Source organism: Streptomyces sirii (assembly GCF_045690365.1).
Taxonomy (GTDB): Bacteria; Actinomycetota; Actinomycetes; order Streptomycetales; family Streptomycetaceae; genus Streptomyces; species Streptomyces sirii.
Genome location: NZ_CP147982.1, coordinates 5,016,273 through 5,033,743, shown reverse-complemented (window position 1 = coordinate 5,033,743; position 17,471 = coordinate 5,016,273). Strand labels below are relative to the sequence as shown.

The window sequence follows — 17,471 nt, the reverse complement described above, 5'->3', positions numbered from 1 at the left end:
CGCGGCCAAGGTGGCCCTGGCGACGCCAGGCGCTGGAGACCATCCGGTGGGCCTCGGCAATCGTCAGCGCATCCCGCCGCCCCGTGCGAAATTCAGCGCGCGGTCTGAGGTGATCGCCACGAGGGCGTCCTCGCCGAGCTTGATGCACAGCCGAGTGGCGATGCTGTAGAGGTCGGCGACCGCCGTGGCCGACAGCTCCACCGGCTCCAGGGCCTGGGCTTGCGCGATCCGACCCGGCAGGGTCCGGGCCAGCGTGTCGTAGCGGCCGACGCCGAGCCGATACCGGCGATCGTCCGGGCGGCGGTACAGCAGCAAGGAGTTCGGCCAGAGACAGGCCAAGACATCGGAGATCTGGCGCAACGTATCCAGGCTGTTGACCGGGATCACGTCCCGCTCGACCTGCGACATCCAGCTTTCCGACCGGCCGATCATCGCAGCCAGATCCCGCTGCAACCCAGGCTCTGCGGGGCGGCGATAGCGCCCCGTCCCAGTGCGCATCCTGGGCTGCCAGCTAAGAGCTGGCCCTGTGGCCGGAAGCGGCCGATAACTCTTCTTTGGCCTTCGTGGCACAGCCTGTGGAGTTTGCAAGCACCTCCCGCCCGCCGCTAAATGCCGTTTGAGGACCTGAAAAGCGATGACCGGCTTGATGTGCCCGATCCGTGCGGAGGTGCTCGATACATGGAAGATACCGACATCTCACGGCATCTCGCCGCACTCAGTATTCGTCGAACTGTAAATGCAGATATGACTTCCAGAGATGCGTACAGGGCTTTTCCGTGGCGATTGTCCAGTAGATAGCTTGCGAAGGGTCTGGGTGCCCAAAAATACCTGTATCTGCAGGTCAGAAAGGTGTCGCAACAGTGAGGTACGTACCAGGCAGAACCGGACAGTAAGTTGGCGCACGGCCTGTAGACGTGATTTCATCCTGCGATACGCGCCGTCGGCATGACGCCCGGATCCGGGTGCCGGACGGCCGTAAAATCGGCCGGATTTGCCTTACCGGCAATACCCGTCCGACGCTAGTCCAGAAACCCAGAGCATTGAAGGGAACGGCACGCCATGCGTAACGGATTCACCCCTGAGATCGACGCCTCCGAGATTTCCGACAGCGAGCTGGACAGCATTTCCGGTGGTCTTGCCAGCTTCGGCGGCGAGATCGCCGGCCACGGTGCCACCGTGGGCATCGGCGACGCCGCCGGGACGGCCCAGTCCCTCGCGCCTGCCATGCCCGCCTCGCCGGTCGACGGTCTGGTCACGGTGGAGACCACCGGCTTCTGACAGCGGCCTGCGCTGCGCGACGAGGCATGAGGCCAGGAGCATCCACGCGAACCACCGGTGCAGTGGCCTACCGGTAGGACTGGCCGGAACCCCGGGACACCGAGTCCCGGGGTTCACCAGCATGGGGCGGCGGGCCTGGAGCGGGCGATGGGCCGCAATGGCGTCGCCCTCGACAACGACGAGCACCATGGACACCGAAGGGCTGCGGGTCGCCCTCCACCTTCATGGCTCGTGTCGGTGGGCGTGCTTGGTTACAGCCCGCAGGAGCCGCGGTCGAGGTGGAAGTACCGGGCATTGGCCCAGCGGCACAGCCGGATACCGACGATGACGCCGACGATGGTGGTCAGGGCAGGCAGGTATCCGCTGGCGACCTGGATGATCGGGATTGCAGGGCACCCACCTGAGATCGCCCAGCCCGTACCGAACAACACCGCGCCGGGGATCACGCCGGCATGGATGCGCCCTGGGGTGCGGCGGGCCCGCAGCAGCGCGAACGCGCACACGATGATCGCCACAGCACCCGCGAAGGACAGGAACATGCGCAGGTCCTGGAAGGTGAACATGCGGTTCAGCTCGGCGTAGTCGCCGAAACCGATGTGGGTGACGGTATAACCGAGGGCCAGTCCGGTGAGGATGTTGGCCAGCAGAATCGCGCCCCGGGTGCGCATCAGATCACCTTCCACAGGAGGAACGACACCGCGACGGCGGTGCCGAAGAACACGGCGGTCGCGACGATGCTGACCGGCCGCAGCCGGCCGCAGCCGCTGAGTCCGTGGCCGGAGCTGCAGCCACCGGCCAGCCGAGTGCCGAAGCCGACCAGCACGCCGCCCACGAACAGCACGGCGATCATGGTGGTCGGATCGGGGGTGACCAGGTTCCGAAAACCCGGGCCCATGTCATAGCGGAGGTGGAACCGCCCGGAGGTGGCCGCGGCGACGAACCCACCGAGGAAGATCGACATCAGCAGGGCGGCCTGAGTGACCAGCGGGGCCGGGCGCAGGCTCGTGGCTGCCGGGCGCTCACCCGCTGCCGGTTCGGCGTCGGCTTCGAGCGGCTGCGACTTCCCGTACGGAACCTGCGGCACGGTAGACGCGCCGGTGCCGGTGCCGAAGTGCTCCGCCGTGGCTGCGGCAAGCGCCTCAGCGAGAGCTTGGTCGTCGGTGAACTCCTCATCCATCCGCTCAAGTTGGCGTTCGCGACGCCAGTGCAACACGCGATCCCACGCGGCCGACACCCCGAGAGACCGATCGGTGATGAGGCTGTGGTTGATGGTGACCAGAGCGAGCCCGATAGCACCCGCCCACCAGGGCCAGTAGGAACTCATGCGGGTCCTCTCATCCAATCGGCAAATCGAGCCCACCAGCCGCGCTTTGAGCCGGGCGCAGCGAGGCGGTCCGAAGGTCGGGCAACCTGTGGTGACGGTTGGTGATGCCAGACACCTGCTCGCGTAGGTGTTGCCCCGAACGGGGCCATGGCCTCCGGTGTCGCGGTTCCAGGTCCTGACTGCTCATGTGGCCGGGTCGTCCGGGTGACGCTGGATTGGTCCACCTCGGCCGGGGCTTCGAGGTGCCGCGCCTGGGCTCCGTTGGGCAGCAGGCTGATCGGCACGCGCTCGCCGGTGAGTGACATCTGGTAGCGCGCACAGCCGAGCCATCGATCCGCGCTGTCGCAGTAGTACTCGCGCCAACCTTGCAAGCTCGCCTTGAGTAGGGGGAAAAGGGGGCATCCTGCGGCGTGTGAGCAACCCACGTTGCTCCCTCCTGACTGGCGTACCACCCGTTGGGGGAGAGCGGTTGCTGTTCTCGATTCCTGCCCCGCCGGCCCGGTCGACGGCCTGAAAAGCCATGCGGTGGCGGGCAGTGACAGAAGGCGTTGTGCCTCAATTCTTCGACCGGGCGCGATGCAATCATTGTTTCGGCGTGCCGAGCAACTCGGGGAATTTTTCCAAACAGGTCACTTGGCACTACTTAGTGAGATACTCTCCGCGACGGATTTGCGGTGTCTGCCTCTCGTGTCCGGATTTTCATGACCGCCGGCGAAGTCACGCGGATCGTGATTCGACTTCGTGATCGCGGCCCGCGCCGACGCAAGTCAGCTGTTTATGGAGAGGGCGAAAATTCTGGAATTCTTGTGGCGATGGCGTGAATGTTGTGGATATTAAACGAAGGGATAGGGGAGAGTAATCATGTGTCAACGTACTGTCTGTCGGTCGTGCCGGAAGTTGACCCATAAGGGCTGCGGAAGGCATGTGGACCAAGTTCTCACGGGTGTGCCAACGGCTCAGCGGTGCATGTGTGAGCCCGCGGAACGCAAGCGTGAACGTACAGCGGAGGCGACGATCCGATCGGAATGGGCGCCAACCCGACAGGGCGGGGCATCGCGACGCACACACGCTCCTGGGTACCCAGGGAGTCGACCGGACCGATCGAGGGGCGGCTGGTGGGCTCGGCTCGTCGATTGGGCGAAAAGGTCGGCATGAGGTAATGATCCGAGTGCGCTCGCTTTGGGCCCCTTGAGTTCACGGTGTTGGTTATTGGGCCGTGAGGAGGCGGATTTCAGAACTCCGGGGTGCCAAGTGGTGCCGAGCGCGGAGCCAGCACCGAGGCCCGTGTCTCGCGACGAACGTCACCGGTGCTCTGCATGACAGCACCCGCTTCGCCTGATGGCCTCATCCACTTTCTGCGGGCCCGCTGCACCGAAGAACGCCTTAGCGCGATGATTTTTCGGATGTAGAACTGACAGTCACTCGTCGCCGACGTGAATGCCGGGCAAGCCGTCAACTGATGGCGGCAGCGCGCGGGGCATTGCCACGTGGGACGCCCGGGCTGCCGTACACGCGCAGGAGCGGGCCGGCACGGGGGGAACCAGCCCGCTCCTGCGGTCGGCGCCCGCGTACCTCCGTAGGAGAGCGAGCGCCTCGACCCTCATCATCGGGTCACTCCTTCCAGCGCGCTGCGCCCCTGGAATGTCACGGGTGGCGAGAGAGGGTCACCAATCCAGCGCTCTTGCGAACAGAGCACCTCAAAGCCGTCACGACTCATCCGCTCACCATGCGCGCATCCTCGTTCTCCGGCGGCACTGCCCGTAGGAGCCGGGCTCTACGCCGCCCGGAAAGACAAGGTTGCAGGGCCGGTACGCTGAGGCCGCTGCGGCACCCCGCACCTTGATCCGCGCCCCACGGTGAGTCATGGCTTACGGCGGTCAAGACGTCTTTGGGCATGAGGATGAAGAACAAGTGCTGATAGCGGGCCGATACCGGCTGCGAGACACCATCGGGCGGGGCGCGATGGGGGAGGTCTGGCGGGCCTTCGACGAGACGCTCGGCAGACCGGTTGCCGTGAAACTCCTGCTCCCCCACGACTCCGACCCCACCGCGCCCTCCCGCTTCCGGCTGGAGGCGCAGACCGCCGGACGCCTCAGCCACCCGCATGTGGTCGCCGTTCTCGACTTCGGCGAGCACGAAGGCCGTCTGTTCCTGGTGATGGAGCTCGTCGATGGGGACAGCCTCGCCGACCGGCTCACCGCCTCCGGACCGCTGCCCGCCGAGCACGTGGCCCATATCGCCGCACAGGCCGCCCTTGGGCTGGCCGCCGCGCACCGACAGGGCATCGTGCACCGGGACATCAAGCCGGCCAACCTCCTGCTGGGCGCCGACGACACCCTGAAGATCGGCGACTTCGGCATCGCCCGCTTCCTCGACGACCCCGGTGCCGCGCTCACCGCCACCGGTCAGATCGTCGGCACCAGCCTTTACCTCGCGCCCGAGCGGGCCCTGGGCCGCACCGCCGGCCCGGCGTCCGACGTGTACTCCCTGGGCTGCGTGCTCTACCAACTCCTCACCGGCCGACCGCCGTTCCAGGCGGACAGTGCGCTCGCGGTGCTTCATCAGCACCTCGATGTCGCCCCCGTCCCACCCCGGCAACTCGGCGCCGATCTACCGCCCGCCTTCGAGAGCTATCTGCTCGGTCTGCTGGCCAAGGAGCCCGAGAGCCGCCCCACGGCCGAGGAGGTGGCGGACTGGTTCGGGCGCGGAGCCTGGCGCGGTGCGCGGGAGCCGCTGCCGAGCGAACACCAGCATCACGGCCGCCCGGACCAGCCGCACACCACCGGCTCAAGAGCCGCCGCCCCTGCAAGCTCCCTCTCCGCTCCCACCGCCCACTCCGACCCTGCCTCGGCCCCGGTGGCGGACCCCACGTGGCAGACGAGCGTGCACCGGGCCGCGACCCGCCGCGCACACCTGCCGTTCCTCCGCCGTTCCCGCCTGGTGGCTGTGCTGGGCGGCGCCGGCCTCTTCACCCTGGCATTGGTGGTGGGCATGGTGTGGTTCTCACCCGGCACCGGCTCAGCGCAGAGGCCGCAGACCAACCCCTCCACGAGCACGAGCCCCGCCACGCTGCCCCCCTCGACGTCATACGAGACTGCTTCCCCACCTCCGGCACAGCCTGCCGAGCAGAAGCCAGAGAAGGCCCCCGAAGTCGAACCAGGCCCCAAGAAGGCCGGCAAACACAAGCACTGACAGAGGCCCGGAGCCCGGATCCTCACACGGTCCGCATCGCCTGGCTCCTGTCGCCCCACCGGTTGGGAGGCGAATGTGCACCGGCCAGAAGGACGAGCATGACCAGCAAGGGCAAACCTGCCGGTCAACCGCGCTTCGTGCGTGACGAACTGCGTGACCGGCGTTCCGGATTCACGCCCTTCGAGGGGACGCCGCAGCTCCGCCCCACCGGCGGCGGGACGGAGCCGTGGCGTAGCTCACGCGCCGCCCCGAGGGGCGGCGTCGTTCGCCCCGCTACCGCCCGCTGTTCGCGGTACGGGCGAGGGTGCCGGTGATCACCTCGGCGCGGGCGTTGATCATGTACATGCTGCCGGCGTAGAAGAGGTCCCCGGAGGTGATGTCGCCCAGGGCGAAGAAGCGGGGGACGTCTTCGGGGAGGGTGGCGCGCAGAGCGTTGGTGGCGACGTCGATGCGCATGCCGCCGAGGGGGTTGCGGACGGCGAGGCCGGAACCGGTGAGCGAGTCGACGAAGGGCTCCGCGCGGGTACCGGTGCCGGCGAGGCCGGAGCGGGTGGCGTCGACCACCGTGGCCACCCCGGTCAGCCGTCCGCCGCCGTCCTCCAGGGTGAACCCGCCGCCGGCGCGCGCGGTGACGCCGGCCGTTCGGGACCGTACCGTCAACTGGCCGCTGTCCATGGCGTCCAGCAACGCCCTGGCGGTGGGCGGCGGCATCGGGTTGTAGAGCGGTTTGCCGAACGGGTGGAAGCGGCTCAGGAACAGGCGCCGGTCGGCGTCCGGCATGGCGCACCAGATGGGTTCGCGCGCCTGGTGCATCATCGCCGCCACCGCCGCATGGCAGGCGTTGTAGTCCAGCTGGGAGAGGTCCTCGCGCAGCCGCTCGGCCGCGGGGCGGTCCGCGGCGAGCGCGCGCAGGTCCACGCCGGCGGCGATCAGCTCGTCGCGCAGCAGCCGCCAGGCGTCCCGTATCCGCAGGGCCCCGTCGGGCCCCACCCGGCGCCGCACCGCCTCCGGCGTCGTATGGCGCAGCTGGAACGGGCTCTGAGTGGCGCGTACCCCCGGCAGCAGTCCGTGCCGGGAGGTCATGGTGATCGGCCCGCGGTGTCCGGAACGCAGCAGTCCGAGGGCGACGTCCACCCCGGACAGGCCGGTGCCCAGCACCAGGACATGGGCGTCGGCGGCTATCTCGGGCAGGACCGAGCGCAGCGGATAGGGGTCCGGGTGGAAGCCGGGGGTGCCGGTCAGCCCGTAGGGGTCGGTGGGCTCGCCGGTCCCCAGACACAGCACCACCCGGTCGAAGTGGCTGACGCCGCCGGCGCTGCGGATCATCACGTCGGCAGCGGTCGCCTTCGCCTCGACGGCGAACTCCGGTACCACCCCCACCGTCCAGCCGCGCCGCTCGGCCTCGGCGCGGCCGGACTCCAGATGGGACGTCAGGTACTCGCCGTAGACCCGCCGGGGAACGTAGGAGTCCACCGGCTGCGACGCGTAGGGGGTGCCCCGGTACCGCGGTTCGCGGTGCAGCCAGCGCAGGAAGTGGTCCCGCTCGGCGCACCGCACCGACATGTACCCGGCCTCCCTGTTGACCAGGGCACAGTCCAGGTCGGGGCGGTAGGCGCGGCCGGTGGCCAGATTGGCCGATCCCTCGTACACGGTGAGGTCACAGCGCATCTCCTCGCCCTCGAAACGGCGCAGCAGGCTGTCCAGCAGGCTGACCGCCGCCGCTCCACCACCGATCACCGCCACACGCATCGTGCATCCCCCTCCGGCCGCCGCCGTTGTCTAGCGGTCCGCTTCCAGATCGATGACGGGCAGCCCGCGCGCCTCGTCCAGGCGCCTGGTCAGCGGGCTCGGGAACTCGGTGACCATGACCTCCAGCGTCGGTCGCACCGTGGCCCGTTGGACGTGTCCGCCGACGGTCGAGCCGTCCCGGCGGCCGAGCACCGCGTGCATGTGGACGGAGGGCCGGCCGTCCTTGAGCGCGATGTTGCCGGTCAGGCCGAGCACCTCGGTGTGCTCGGTGACCGGGATCGGAACGTGCGTCCTGCTCTCCGGGTCGAAGAGCGAGAGCCCGGCGTCGCGGAAGGCGCCGATCCCGGTGAACGAGGCCCCGGCCACCGAGTTTTCGGTGGCGAACTTCTCCAGTACGGGCAGCACGTCCTCGTCCTGGTCGAAGACGACGGCGAACATCCGGGGCCCGTCATCGGTCAGCAGGCGGCTGTGCATCTGGGTCAACTCGCTTTCGTGGTACTGGTGCTGGTGCTGGCGGCCGGGTCGCCGTCGGTGACTTCGGGCGGCGCGGGCGCGGCCGGCGCGGCCTGCCAGCGCTTCTTCAACCGGCCTACCAGGTCGAACTGGTTGATGACCAGCCCCAGGATGACCAGCACGATCGCACCGGCCTTCAGCCCGCCCAGCGGCTCGCCGAGGAGCAGCATCGAGGAGGCCATCCCGAAGACCGGCACGAGCAGCGACAACGGGGCGACGTGCGAGGTCTTGTAGTTGCGCAGCAGATGACCCCACAGGGTGAAGCCGAAGAGGATCGTCGGGTACACCATGTAGGCCAGCGAACCGAGGCCCACCCAGCCCATGTGCGCGAAGGAGTGGGTGATCGAGCCCCAGCCGTTCACGCCCAGCGAGAGCAGGAACATCGGGATCGGCGGGATCAGGCTCGCCCACACCGTGAACGACAGCGCGTCGGTCGGGTGCGCCTTCTTGATGACGATGTTGGCCATCGCCCACGACAGCGACGCGCCGATCACCAGCACCGCGCCGACGGCGGTGACCGACCCGTCGGTGATCCCGATGATCAAGGCGATGCCGACGGCCGCCACCACCACGCCGGTCAGCTGACGCGGGACGACCCGCTCGCGCAGCATCGCCGCCGCCAGCCCGATGGTCCAGAACGCCTGGAGCTGCATCACCACCGAGGCGAGCCCGGCGGAGAACCCGAAGTGCATCCCGGCGAAGAGCAGCCCGAACTGCCCGATGCCGAAGAAGAGCCCGTATAACGCGATGTAGCGCCACGGCACTTGGGGGCGCTTGAAGAAGAACACCGCGGGCAGGGCCGCCAGCAGGAACCGCAGTGAGGCCAGCAGATAGGGGTCGAACGACCGTAGTCCGATGTCGATGATGGCGAAGTTGACCCCCCAGATCACCATCACCAGGACGCCGCCCAGAAACTTCGAAATCGGCAAGGAACCCTCCTTCAACGGGTGCGCTCGACAGGCTGGGCAGCCGGTTCGGTACGTATCACCTGGAAGGCCTCGGCCATTCGGCCGTCCGCCAGGCCGCCCGCCGCGGCCTGCCCACGCAACCTGGAACGTATGTCGTCCGCCAGGTTCGCACGGTGGGCGGTCTGCGACGTGTGGGCGCGCAGTGCGGCCAGCTTGCGGTCGAACACGTCGGTGATGTCGACCCAGGTGTCGGGGCGCGGTGAGGTCATCACCCAGATCTCCGGGACGACGCACGGCCGCAGCCCCTCGGCCAGCAGCAGTTCCGGGTAGGCGCGCGGGTTGCGGGCGTCCGGGTAGAGCGCCGCCAGCGCGGCCTCTCCCGCGGCGCGGTGGTCGGGATGGACGTCCGGCAGGAAGTCCCAGTTGATCTCGGGACTCTGGATCAGCGCCCGCTGCGGCCGGACCCGCCGGATCACTCGGGTGATCTCCCGCCGCAGCTCCAGGTCGGCCGTCAGCTCCCCGTCGGGCAGGCCGAGGAAGACGACCTCCTTGGCCCCGACGGCGTCGGCGGCGGCCCGCTGCTCCGCCTCCCGGACGGCGGCCAGTTCGGCGCGGGGGACGGCCGGGTCCTCGCCCCCGGCCGCCCCGTCGGTCAGCACCAGATAGGTCACCTCGGTGCCCGCCGCGGTCCACTGCGCGATGGTGCCGCCGGCCTTGAAGTCCACGTCGTCCGGGTGCGCGGCGATCGCCAGCACCCGGTCCACGTGGCCGAACGGAGGCTCGGCGGATCCGGCGTACGTCACGCGGGCTTCACCCCGGCGGTGAACAGGAAGGACCGCGGCACGTTGGGCATCGAGCGCGGCGGCACCGGGTGCGGCCAGCGGTCGAAGTCGGCGCCCTCCTCACCGGGCTGGAGCAGTTGCTCGGTCACCCAGCCGCAGGACTCCAGGAACTCCTCCGGCTCGTCGGTGCCGAACAGCCAGGGGTTGCCGTCCTCCATCAGCACCCGCATGAAGCCCTTGGCGAGCGGGTTGTGGAGGGTGGCCCGGCTGGTCATGTCGCCGATCAGCACGGATCCCGGCGCGGACAGCTCGCGCAGCGAACCCAGCAGGTCGCGCACCACGTCCTCGGGCAGGAAGAAGAACAGCCCCTCGGCCACCCACAGGGTCGGCTGCCCGGGGTCGAAGCCCGCGGCGTGCAGCTCGTCCTGCCATCCGGAGGCCAGGTCGACCGGAACCGAGTGGCTCTGGCTGACGGCTCCCGTCCCCTGCCGCGGCGGGTTCTCGGCCAGCAGCGCCGCCTTGGTCTCCAGCAGCGCCGGCCGGTCCAGCTGGAAGAGGGTGACGCCCTCGGGCCAGGTCAGCCGGACGGCCCGCATGTCCATTCCGGCGGCCACCAGCACCACCTGTCGGATGCCGCGCTCCTGGACGGTGCGAACGATGGCGTCGTCCATGTAGCGGGTGCGCACCAGCACGAACGGGACGACCGCGGAACCGGCGTAGCGTTCGAGCAGTTCGAAGCCGGTCTCACCGGCGACCAGCCGCGCGTAGGGGTCGTCGAAGATGTGGTCCGGCCGCTCGGACTCCACCGCGCGGGCGGCGGCGGTCCACTGGGCGGTCTTGGACACCGGCTCCATGACCTGATTCACCGATTCCATGTGTCACTGCTCCCCGTCTGTCGAAAGTGGGCCCGGGTGTGGTCAGACATCCCGGCGCCGGAAGATGCTGTGCAGGACCATGCTGAAGACCGCGGACCCCTGGGGGTCCAGCAGTTCGCACCGGGGGCGGACGATGCCGGAGCCGCGGCGACCGAGCACCGGGGCGAGCCCCAGTACCGTGAGCCGGGCCTGCAGCACGTCCCCGGCCCGCACCGGTTGGAGGAAGCGCAGCTCGTCCACTCCGGGCGAGCCCTCTCCGGCGGACCGGTTGAGGATCTCCTCGACGTAGCGCCGCATGAACAGCGAGGCCGTCAGCCAGCCGCTGGCCACCAGGCCGCCGAAGGAGGAGTCCCGGGCCTTCTCCGGGTCGGTGTGGAAGACCTGCGGGTCGTAGGCGCGGCCGAAGCTGAGGATCTCCTCCTCGGTGACCTCGACCTTGCCCAGCTCGAACACGTCACCCACGTGAAAATCTTCTAGGTAGAGCATTTGCCGAACCGACCTACCATTCCGCGCTGATGAGTTCCTCCGGCCGGGCTCCGGCCAGCCGGTACCGTTCCGGGTCGGCCGGACGGCCGGTGTAGAGCCGGAAGAGGGTGGGGACATCGGTGTGCAGCCGCGCCGGCTCCCGGTCGTCGGCCGGTGAGCCGAGGACCAGTTCCCGGTCGTCGAGCGTGACGTGCACCTGCGGAGTGGCGACCACCCGGGCGCATCCGGCGAGCGCCTCCAGCGCCTGTGGCACCCCCGCGCTCCGGTACGCGTCGGACATCTCCAGCGCTTCCCGGACGTCGCCGCCGTGGATCCAGGTGCCCAGGGCCGCCAGATCCTTGGTGCCGCCGGCCGCGCGGATCGCGGGGCCGGCCACCGTCAGACCGCGCTCGAACTCCTCCAGCACGTCGGCGAACGGCCAGTCCCGGCGCTCCTCGACGTCCCGTTGGTTCTGGTCGTGGCTCGCCTTGTACGCCGCGCCGGCGGTGAGCCCCACCAGCGCCGCCGCACAGTGCGCCACCACGTCGCGCACCGTCCACGCCGGGCACGCCGTGACCCGTTCGAGCATGCCGGACGGCAGGTCGCGCAGCGCGGGCACCAGGGTCTCGCGCTCGGCGCGCAGCAACCGCTCGGGGACGGTCTCGACGGCCGGTGCGGTCACGCCACTCCCGCCCGGAAGTACCGCCCCTCGATCCGCCGCAGGGTGCGGAAGTCGTCGATGTCCAGCGTCTCCATGTCGATCTCCTCGCCGCTGAGCCGGGAGACCAGGAGCATGAACTCGACGAAGGCGAGGGAGTCGATGAGCCGGTTCTCCAGGATGTCGAGGTCCGCGTCGATGTCGGATATCTCCGGGTGGCGGGCCAGGATCCACTGCTTGAGCTGTGCCTGTTCAGACTGCATGGGACGTCCCTTCGGTAGGTGCGGCTGATGCCAGTGCCTGGTCTGCCTTCGCGACGGCCTCGTCGGCCGCCGCCCAGTCGCCGTAGCGGTCGTGCAGCACGGCGAGCCAGCGCTCCAGACCGAACGCGACGCAGCTGGTGAACACCGGCCGTCCGCTGTCGGCCAGTTGGATGTCGCAGCGCTCGCCGAAGAAGTTGCGGTGCTTGTTCACCGACGCGATGGCCAGATCCCCGGCCAGGAACTCGTACTTGACCGGCGCGATGCGCTGGAGCAGGGCGCGCGGGCCCTCGCCGTCGAAGAACGGGTCGGTCGCCGCCTCCTTGCGCAGCGGCAGGTCCAGCGCCTCGGCGAACTGCAGGATGCGCGACGAGAAGCGGTCGATGTGCTCCTCGACGAACTCCTGCTCGCCCAGGGCCACGATCTCCCGCATGTGGAAGCCGAGCAGGCGGCGCAGCCCGGTGTACCGCTCCTCGCGGCGGAAGCAGCGGCCGACCAGGGTGATCAGGGTGTTGCCCGGCAGGCTCGTCCCCTCCATCCCCAGGTAGACCGCGTAGCAGGTGGCCGACGGCAGGGCGATCTCCGCGCTCTGCAGTTGCTCCGGCGGGAACGCCTCGATGGCACAGGCGTCCTGGCCCTGCGGGCGGCGCTCCAGGTCCAGCGCGTTGACCACCAGCGCCTGGTGCGGGAAGTTCTGGTAGTAGTCGAGCTTCGCCAGCTTGGCCACGGGCAGCAGCGGCGCTCCGATGACCGGTTCGGCGCCGACCCCGATGCCCCAGCGCTCGAACATGTCGTCGAGATGCCGCAGGAGCCGGGCTTCGCCGGCGGGCAGGTAGGCGAGACCGTTCGCTTCCATTCCGACCTCCTTCGTCCGGATCAGATGTCCGGCAGCAGGTCGTCGGCGAAGATCCCCGACTTGAGCATGAACGACATCGGCTTGCGCACCACCTTGCGCTCCAGCTCGCGGCGGGCCGGGTCGGAGACCACCCGCTCGCGGAACTCCAGTGGCTTGGCGATCCCGGCGTCCCGGTAGACCTGCGGGTTGTAGAAGGAGCGGAGGCTGAAGACGATGTACCGCTTGAGGTACTGCTCGATCTCCAGGCGCTGCTGGTCGGTCATGGTGCCGGCCATCTCGGAGTAGAGCATCGAGACCAGCTCGCGGCCGAACGCGATGTGCCGGGACTCGTCCTCGTGGTGCACCCGGTTGACCTTGCGGATGGTCTCGTGCAGGGAGTCGTCGCCGGCCATGCGCATGTTGTAGAAGTCGACGATCTCCTCGAAGAGGAGGATCCTGGAGAACACCAGGAAGTTCTCCACCTGCGCGTTGTCATGCGGAATGGAGTTGAGTTTCGGCCCGCTGTAGATCTTGTCGCCGTACCGGAGGCAGAACTCGGCGAAGAACCACATGTGTTCGTTCTCTTCGCCGATGAAGTGGTGGAAAAAGTCCGACGGCAATTCGAAGCCGGTCGTGTGGATCCGCTTGATGACCTCGATCAGCAGCTCGCGGATTCCCTCGACGTTGAGGCTGTAGAAGTTGATGCTCTCCCAGCGCGACAGCCGCTGGGCCTCCTCGGTCGTCAGCTCCTTGGCGGCCTCGGTGCCGTAGGTGGACACCAGGTCGTGGCTCATCCACGACATCTGCTGGGGCAGCGAATCAGGCCAGTCGAACTCGCGGTACGGGTTGTAGTAGCCGTCCACCGACTTGTCGATGAGCCGCTTGAGGATCTCAGCGAACCGAGCCGACTGCTCCGGGACTTGCGGCGCTTTGCTGGCTACTGCGGACATGCTTCTCCCTGTCGGTAAATGACTGGAGGTGGGCAAGAGGAGGGATGTTCGGGCACTGCTTGTCGCGTCGCCGCACATTCCATGAACTTCGCGGCGTCCGCTGTATGGAGTTACGGGGTCCGCTTATCCGCCGCGGTCACTGGCGGGCTGGCAGACATTCACGATGTTAGGCGACCGATACAGCCGCAAGCCAGCGTCATTCTGCGCGGCACTAAGCGGAGTTCATGTCTCCAATTTCACCGTGTGTCGCCCCTGGTAGAGGCCTGAGCAGCCAATTCCCCGTTTGTTGCAGGAACATTGCGGCTACATTAAGTGATCAAGGTGCCTTCAAACGTGAGTTTGACCCCGCTGGACGTTTTTCGGCCGACCCTGAAGGAGAACAAAACCCGAGGTCAGGGCGGATCCTGACGGTCGACGCGCTCCTCAACTGCTCGTCAGCGGCGGGCCGTTGGTGTCACGCTTTGACGCGATCAATACTCTGGCCGCTTCCCCACCCCTAAAGAGCTGAGGTCTGGAGCGACTACTGGGACTCCCAGCGGGATGCGCCCCCGGCTGCGCGAGCGGCCTGGCGCCTTATCACAATGCTGACGGCAGGCGTCACTGGTATATGAATAACCGACCCACGGGTTTTTATGCGACCGCCCGCCAGGTCAGACGCATTTCACAAGTTGCGGGCCGATGGCGTCGAGGTGTCATCTCCGCTCCCGGAATTGCCCCGGCTCCCGAGCCCCTTGCCTGCCACCGGCGAGGGAACACCGCCGAGAACGCCCAGGAGAGCCCCTTCGACCTGTACGCGTCGGGGCACCCGGCGGAGTCCCCGGTACGGTGCCGTCGCACCGGGGACTCCACCGTCTTCCGTAGGCCAGTACGCTCCCGTCTCATGAGCGTGGACACGGGGCAGGACGGAAGAATGGACACGGTCGAGCTGGTCTACCGGCCGGCGCGCGCCGACTTCCTCGCGGGTGTCCGGGTACGTGAGCGCCGCCGGCGCCTCCACCTGGTCCGATGGGGCTTCACGACGCTGTTCGGGGCCGCCGCCGTGCTGGCCGTGACCGCGCCGAATGGCACCGCCGTGTCGTTCGTGTCCGCCACCTTCTGCGCCGCCCTGATCTGGTCGATCCCGCACCTCCAGGCCCACCACGCGCTGCGCACGGTCTCCTGGCAGGGCGAGTACCGCACGTCCGTGACCGAGGCGGGCATCACCACCGAGACCGCACATGTGACGCTCGCACAGCGCTGGTCGGTCTTCCGCGGCTACCGCGAGACCCGCGACCACCTGGTGCTCCTCAGCCGCGACCCGAACATCCTGCTCGTGGAGGTGCTCCCCAAGCGCGGGCTGCACTCCGCACAGGACGCACAGCGGCTGCGGGACCTCGTGGGCCGCCGGCTGCCGCGCGTCTGAGCCCGGGGGTTTTGTATCGGGCGGGTATCAGCGAGCGCTTGGTTGCCCATCGAATGCGCCGTCCCCCGGTGGTCCGTGGCGCGACGCGGTTGCCGTGTCCGGTGCCTGGCCTATCGTTCCTCTCAGGCCACCGGTCGTGCCTTCGTGCATACGGGGCCCGTGCCCCACGACCGTCTGAACAGGAGTGATCCGCCCGTGTCCTCGTCCGCCCCGGCGCCGGCCTCCGCGCGGCCCGTCCGCGTGCTGCTGGTGGAGGACGACGAGCTGATGCGCCGGTCCTTCACCGTCGCTCTGGAGCGCTACGGCTATCAGATGGCGGCCGCGGCCGACGGGCTGGCGGGGCTCGAGCGCTTTCGCGACGAGAGCTTCGACCTGCTGATTCTGGACGTGATGCTGCCCGGTCTGGACGGCATCGGCCTGTGCCGCAGGGTCCGGGAGACCAGCCTGGTGCCCGTTTTGATGATGTCCGCTCGCGGCGACGGGCTCGATGTCGTCGCCGGTCTGGAGGCCGGGGCGGACGACTATGTGGTCAAGCCCGTGGACACCTACGTGCTCGTGGCCCGCATCCGCTCGCTGCTGCGGCGGGCGACCTATGCGCCCGCCCCGGAACCCGGGCGGACCGCGGGCGACGGGCCGTCGCCGTCCGAGGGGCGGTCGCTGGTCTTCGGGGAGCTGACCGTCGACACCGGCGGCATGGAGGTGTTCGTCGCCGGACGTCCGGTGGCGCTGACCCCGACCGAACTGAAGCTGCTGCTGGAGTTCGCCGCCCACCCGGGCATCGTGCTGGAGCGGCACACGCTGCTGCGCAACGTCTGGGAGTACGGCTGGGACGGCGACAGCCGGGTCGTGGACCTGTGCGTGCAGCGGCTGCGCCGGAAGCTGGGCCGGGACCGGATCGAGACGGTCCGCGGCTTCGGCTACAAGCTCAGGCGCTGAGGCCGGTGCGCCCGTTCCAGCGGCTGCCGAAGTCCCGGGTGTCGCTGCGCTGGAAGATCGCCGCGCTGGCCGCGGCCACGGCGTGCCTGGTCGCGGTGGCGGTGGGCGTGCTGGTGCACCTGTGGACCGCGCAGGACATCCGCAGCCGCGCCGAAGCCCAGGCGTTCAACAGGCTGTACTCGGCCATGGACACCTACCGGCGCACCGAGACCCTCGCGGACGGAGCCGAGCTGGATCCGGCCGAGCTGCCCACCGCGCTGCGGCACCCGGCCGACGGCGAACGGCATACGGCCTACGACGGGCGCGTCGAGGGGAACGTGGGCCCGAGCGCCTGGGCCGCCCAGCGGGTCGACGGCCCGGGCAGCCGGGTGCTGGCGGTACAGGTCAACATGAGCCCGGAGCTGCACACGCTGCGCCGGCTCGACGTGGTCATGGCGATGGCCTCGCTGGTCGCGATCGCGGCGGCGGTGCCCGTGGCGGTCTACGGGGCCGGGCTGCTCGGCCGCCGGCTGCGGCGGGTCTCCGAGACCGCGGGGCGGATCTGCGCCGGGGACCTCGACGCCCGGACCGGACCGACCAAGGGCCGCGACGAGGTGGCCGACATCGCCGCCACCGTCGACCTCATGGCCGACAGTCTCGGCCGACGGCTGCGTACCGAGCGCCAGTTCACCGCGGACGTGGCCCACGAGCTCCGCACTCCCGTCGGCGGTCTGCTGGCCGCCGCCGACCTGCTGCCGCCCGGTGAGACGGAGGATCTGCTGCGGGCCCGGGTGCGCGACCTGCGCGGCCTGGTCGAGGACCTGCTGGAGATCTCCCGGCTCGACGCCGGCGCCGAACAGCCGGTCCGCGCCCGTGTCCCGCTCGGGGCGGTGGTCCGCGAGGCCGTGCTGCGCACCGGCCTCGACACCGAGGTCACCGTCGTCGGCGCACCGCGCGGAGCGGACGCGGAGGACGTGGAGGGCCTGGAGGGCGCGCACCCCGTGGACACCGTGGAGACCGACCCGCGCCGCCTCGAACGGATCGTCGGCAACCTCGTCGTCAACGCCCACCGGCACGGGGACACCCCGGTACAGGTCACCGTCGACGGCCCTACCGTCGTCGTACGCGACCACGGCCCAGGCTTCCCCGCGGACCTGCTGCGCGAGGGCCCGCGCCGTTTCCACACGGGCGCCGCGGAGCGCGGCACGGGCCACGGCCTCGGCCTGACCATCGCCCTGGGCCAGGCCCGACTCCTGGGTGCCGAGCTGCGCCTGGACAACGCCCCGGACGGCGGCGCCGTCGCCCTCCTGCGCCTGCCGCACTGAGCGCCCGGCCTACAGAACCGGTACGAAGCGGAGCGGCCGC

Annotated in this window: 18 protein-coding genes; 5 read left to right on the top strand and 13 right to left on the bottom strand. The window is 69.2% G+C overall.

Features of this window, described 5'->3' with window-relative positions; translation table 11 throughout:
• Positions 1-63: 63 nt before the first annotated feature.
• On the bottom strand, positions 64-453 hold the full coding sequence (locus WAB15_RS22680; protein WP_407287367.1) for a hypothetical protein: 390 nt from the start codon (positions 451-453) through the stop codon (positions 64-66).
• 606 nt (positions 454-1,059) lie between these two features.
• Between WAB15_RS22680 and WAB15_RS22675 the strand changes: the two genes are divergently transcribed.
• The gene (locus WAB15_RS22675) at positions 1,060-1,278 is read left to right on the top strand and encodes a hypothetical protein (protein ID WP_399151019.1); all 219 of its coding nucleotides are present in this window, start codon (positions 1,060-1,062) and stop codon (positions 1,276-1,278) included.
• Between the two features lie 251 nt (positions 1,279-1,529).
• Here the strand turns inward: WAB15_RS22675 and WAB15_RS22670 are convergent, their stop codons facing one another.
• Together WAB15_RS22670 and WAB15_RS22665 are read right to left on the bottom strand one after the other, a co-directional pair.
• Positions 1,530-1,946, bottom strand: a complete 417-nt coding sequence (locus WAB15_RS22670; protein WP_399151020.1) for a YeeE/YedE thiosulfate transporter family protein — start codon at positions 1,944-1,946, stop codon at positions 1,530-1,532.
• Complete coding sequence (locus tag WAB15_RS22665; protein WP_399151041.1) at positions 1,946-2,602, bottom strand: YeeE/YedE family protein; 657 nt, start codon at positions 2,600-2,602, stop codon at positions 1,946-1,948. The genes WAB15_RS22670 and WAB15_RS22665 overlap by 1 nt, the downstream gene beginning before the upstream one ends.
• A gap of 1,911 nt (positions 2,603-4,513) precedes the next feature.
• Between WAB15_RS22665 and WAB15_RS22660 the strand changes: the two genes are divergently transcribed.
• Positions 4,514-5,794 carry a protein kinase domain-containing protein gene (locus tag WAB15_RS22660; protein WP_407287366.1) on the top strand — a complete coding sequence of 427 codons (1,281 nt, stop codon included), beginning with the start codon at positions 4,514-4,516 and terminating at the stop codon, positions 5,792-5,794.
• A gap of 273 nt (positions 5,795-6,067) precedes the next feature.
• Here the strand turns inward: WAB15_RS22660 and WAB15_RS22655 are convergent, their stop codons facing one another.
• From WAB15_RS22655 to WAB15_RS22610, 10 genes are read right to left on the bottom strand one after another with little or no spacing between them, the layout of a single operon-like run.
• The gene (locus tag WAB15_RS22655) at positions 6,068-7,543 is read right to left on the bottom strand and encodes an FAD/NAD(P)-binding protein (protein WP_407287365.1); all 1,476 of its coding nucleotides are present in this window, start codon (positions 7,541-7,543) and stop codon (positions 6,068-6,070) included.
• Between the two features lie 30 nt (positions 7,544-7,573).
• Positions 7,574-8,017: a PPC domain-containing DNA-binding protein gene (locus tag WAB15_RS22650; RefSeq protein ID WP_407289270.1), complete on the bottom strand. Its 444-nt coding sequence runs from the start codon at positions 8,015-8,017 to the stop codon at positions 7,574-7,576.
• 5 nt (positions 8,018-8,022) lie between these two features.
• Positions 8,023-8,985 carry an EamA family transporter gene (locus WAB15_RS22645; RefSeq protein WP_407287364.1) on the bottom strand — a complete coding sequence of 321 codons (963 nt, stop codon included), beginning with the start codon at positions 8,983-8,985 and terminating at the stop codon, positions 8,023-8,025.
• A gap of 11 nt (positions 8,986-8,996) precedes the next feature.
• The gene (locus WAB15_RS22640; RefSeq protein WP_407287363.1) at positions 8,997-9,767 is read right to left on the bottom strand and encodes a PIG-L deacetylase family protein; all 771 of its coding nucleotides are present in this window, start codon (positions 9,765-9,767) and stop codon (positions 8,997-8,999) included.
• Positions 9,764-10,621, bottom strand: coding sequence for a class I SAM-dependent methyltransferase (locus WAB15_RS22635; RefSeq protein WP_399151025.1), 858 nt, complete (start codon positions 10,619-10,621; stop codon positions 9,764-9,766). The genes WAB15_RS22640 and WAB15_RS22635 overlap by 4 nt, the downstream gene beginning before the upstream one ends.
• Positions 10,622-10,663: 42 nt before the next feature.
• Complete coding sequence (locus tag WAB15_RS22630; RefSeq protein WP_399151026.1) at positions 10,664-11,083, bottom strand: MaoC/PaaZ C-terminal domain-containing protein; 420 nt, start codon at positions 11,081-11,083, stop codon at positions 10,664-10,666.
• Between the two features lie 37 nt (positions 11,084-11,120).
• A complete protein-coding gene (locus WAB15_RS22625) occupies positions 11,121-11,768 on the bottom strand; it encodes a maleylpyruvate isomerase family mycothiol-dependent enzyme (protein ID WP_399151027.1) in 648 nt (215 codons plus the stop codon).
• Positions 11,765-12,007 carry an acyl carrier protein gene (locus WAB15_RS22620; RefSeq protein WP_399151028.1) on the bottom strand — a complete coding sequence of 81 codons (243 nt, stop codon included), beginning with the start codon at positions 12,005-12,007 and terminating at the stop codon, positions 11,765-11,767. Before WAB15_RS22620 ends, WAB15_RS22625 begins: the two co-directional genes overlap by 4 nt.
• Positions 11,997-12,860, bottom strand: a complete 864-nt coding sequence (locus WAB15_RS22615) for a hypothetical protein (RefSeq protein WP_399151029.1) — start codon at positions 12,858-12,860, stop codon at positions 11,997-11,999. Before WAB15_RS22615 ends, WAB15_RS22620 begins: the two co-directional genes overlap by 11 nt.
• A 20-nt stretch (positions 12,861-12,880) precedes the next feature.
• Positions 12,881-13,789, bottom strand: coding sequence for a diiron oxygenase (locus WAB15_RS22610; RefSeq protein ID WP_407287362.1), 909 nt, complete (start codon positions 13,787-13,789; stop codon positions 12,881-12,883).
• Between the two features lie 880 nt (positions 13,790-14,669).
• Between WAB15_RS22610 and WAB15_RS22605 the strand changes: the two genes are divergently transcribed.
• The 3 genes from WAB15_RS22605 to WAB15_RS22595 all read left to right on the top strand — a co-directional run bounded on the left by WAB15_RS22605 (position 14,670) and on the right by WAB15_RS22595 (position 17,431).
• Entirely contained in the window at positions 14,670-15,191 is a 522-nt protein-coding gene (locus WAB15_RS22605; RefSeq protein WP_407287361.1) for a YcxB family protein, read from the top strand.
• A gap of 195 nt (positions 15,192-15,386) precedes the next feature.
• Positions 15,387-16,127: a two-component system response regulator CseB gene (gene cseB, locus WAB15_RS22600; protein ID WP_407287360.1), complete on the top strand. Its 741-nt coding sequence runs from the start codon at positions 15,387-15,389 to the stop codon at positions 16,125-16,127.
• Between the two features lie 5 nt (positions 16,128-16,132).
• On the top strand, positions 16,133-17,431 hold the full coding sequence (locus WAB15_RS22595; protein ID WP_407287359.1) for a sensor histidine kinase: 1,299 nt from the start codon (positions 16,133-16,135) through the stop codon (positions 17,429-17,431).
• Positions 17,432-17,471 lie beyond the last annotated feature (40 nt).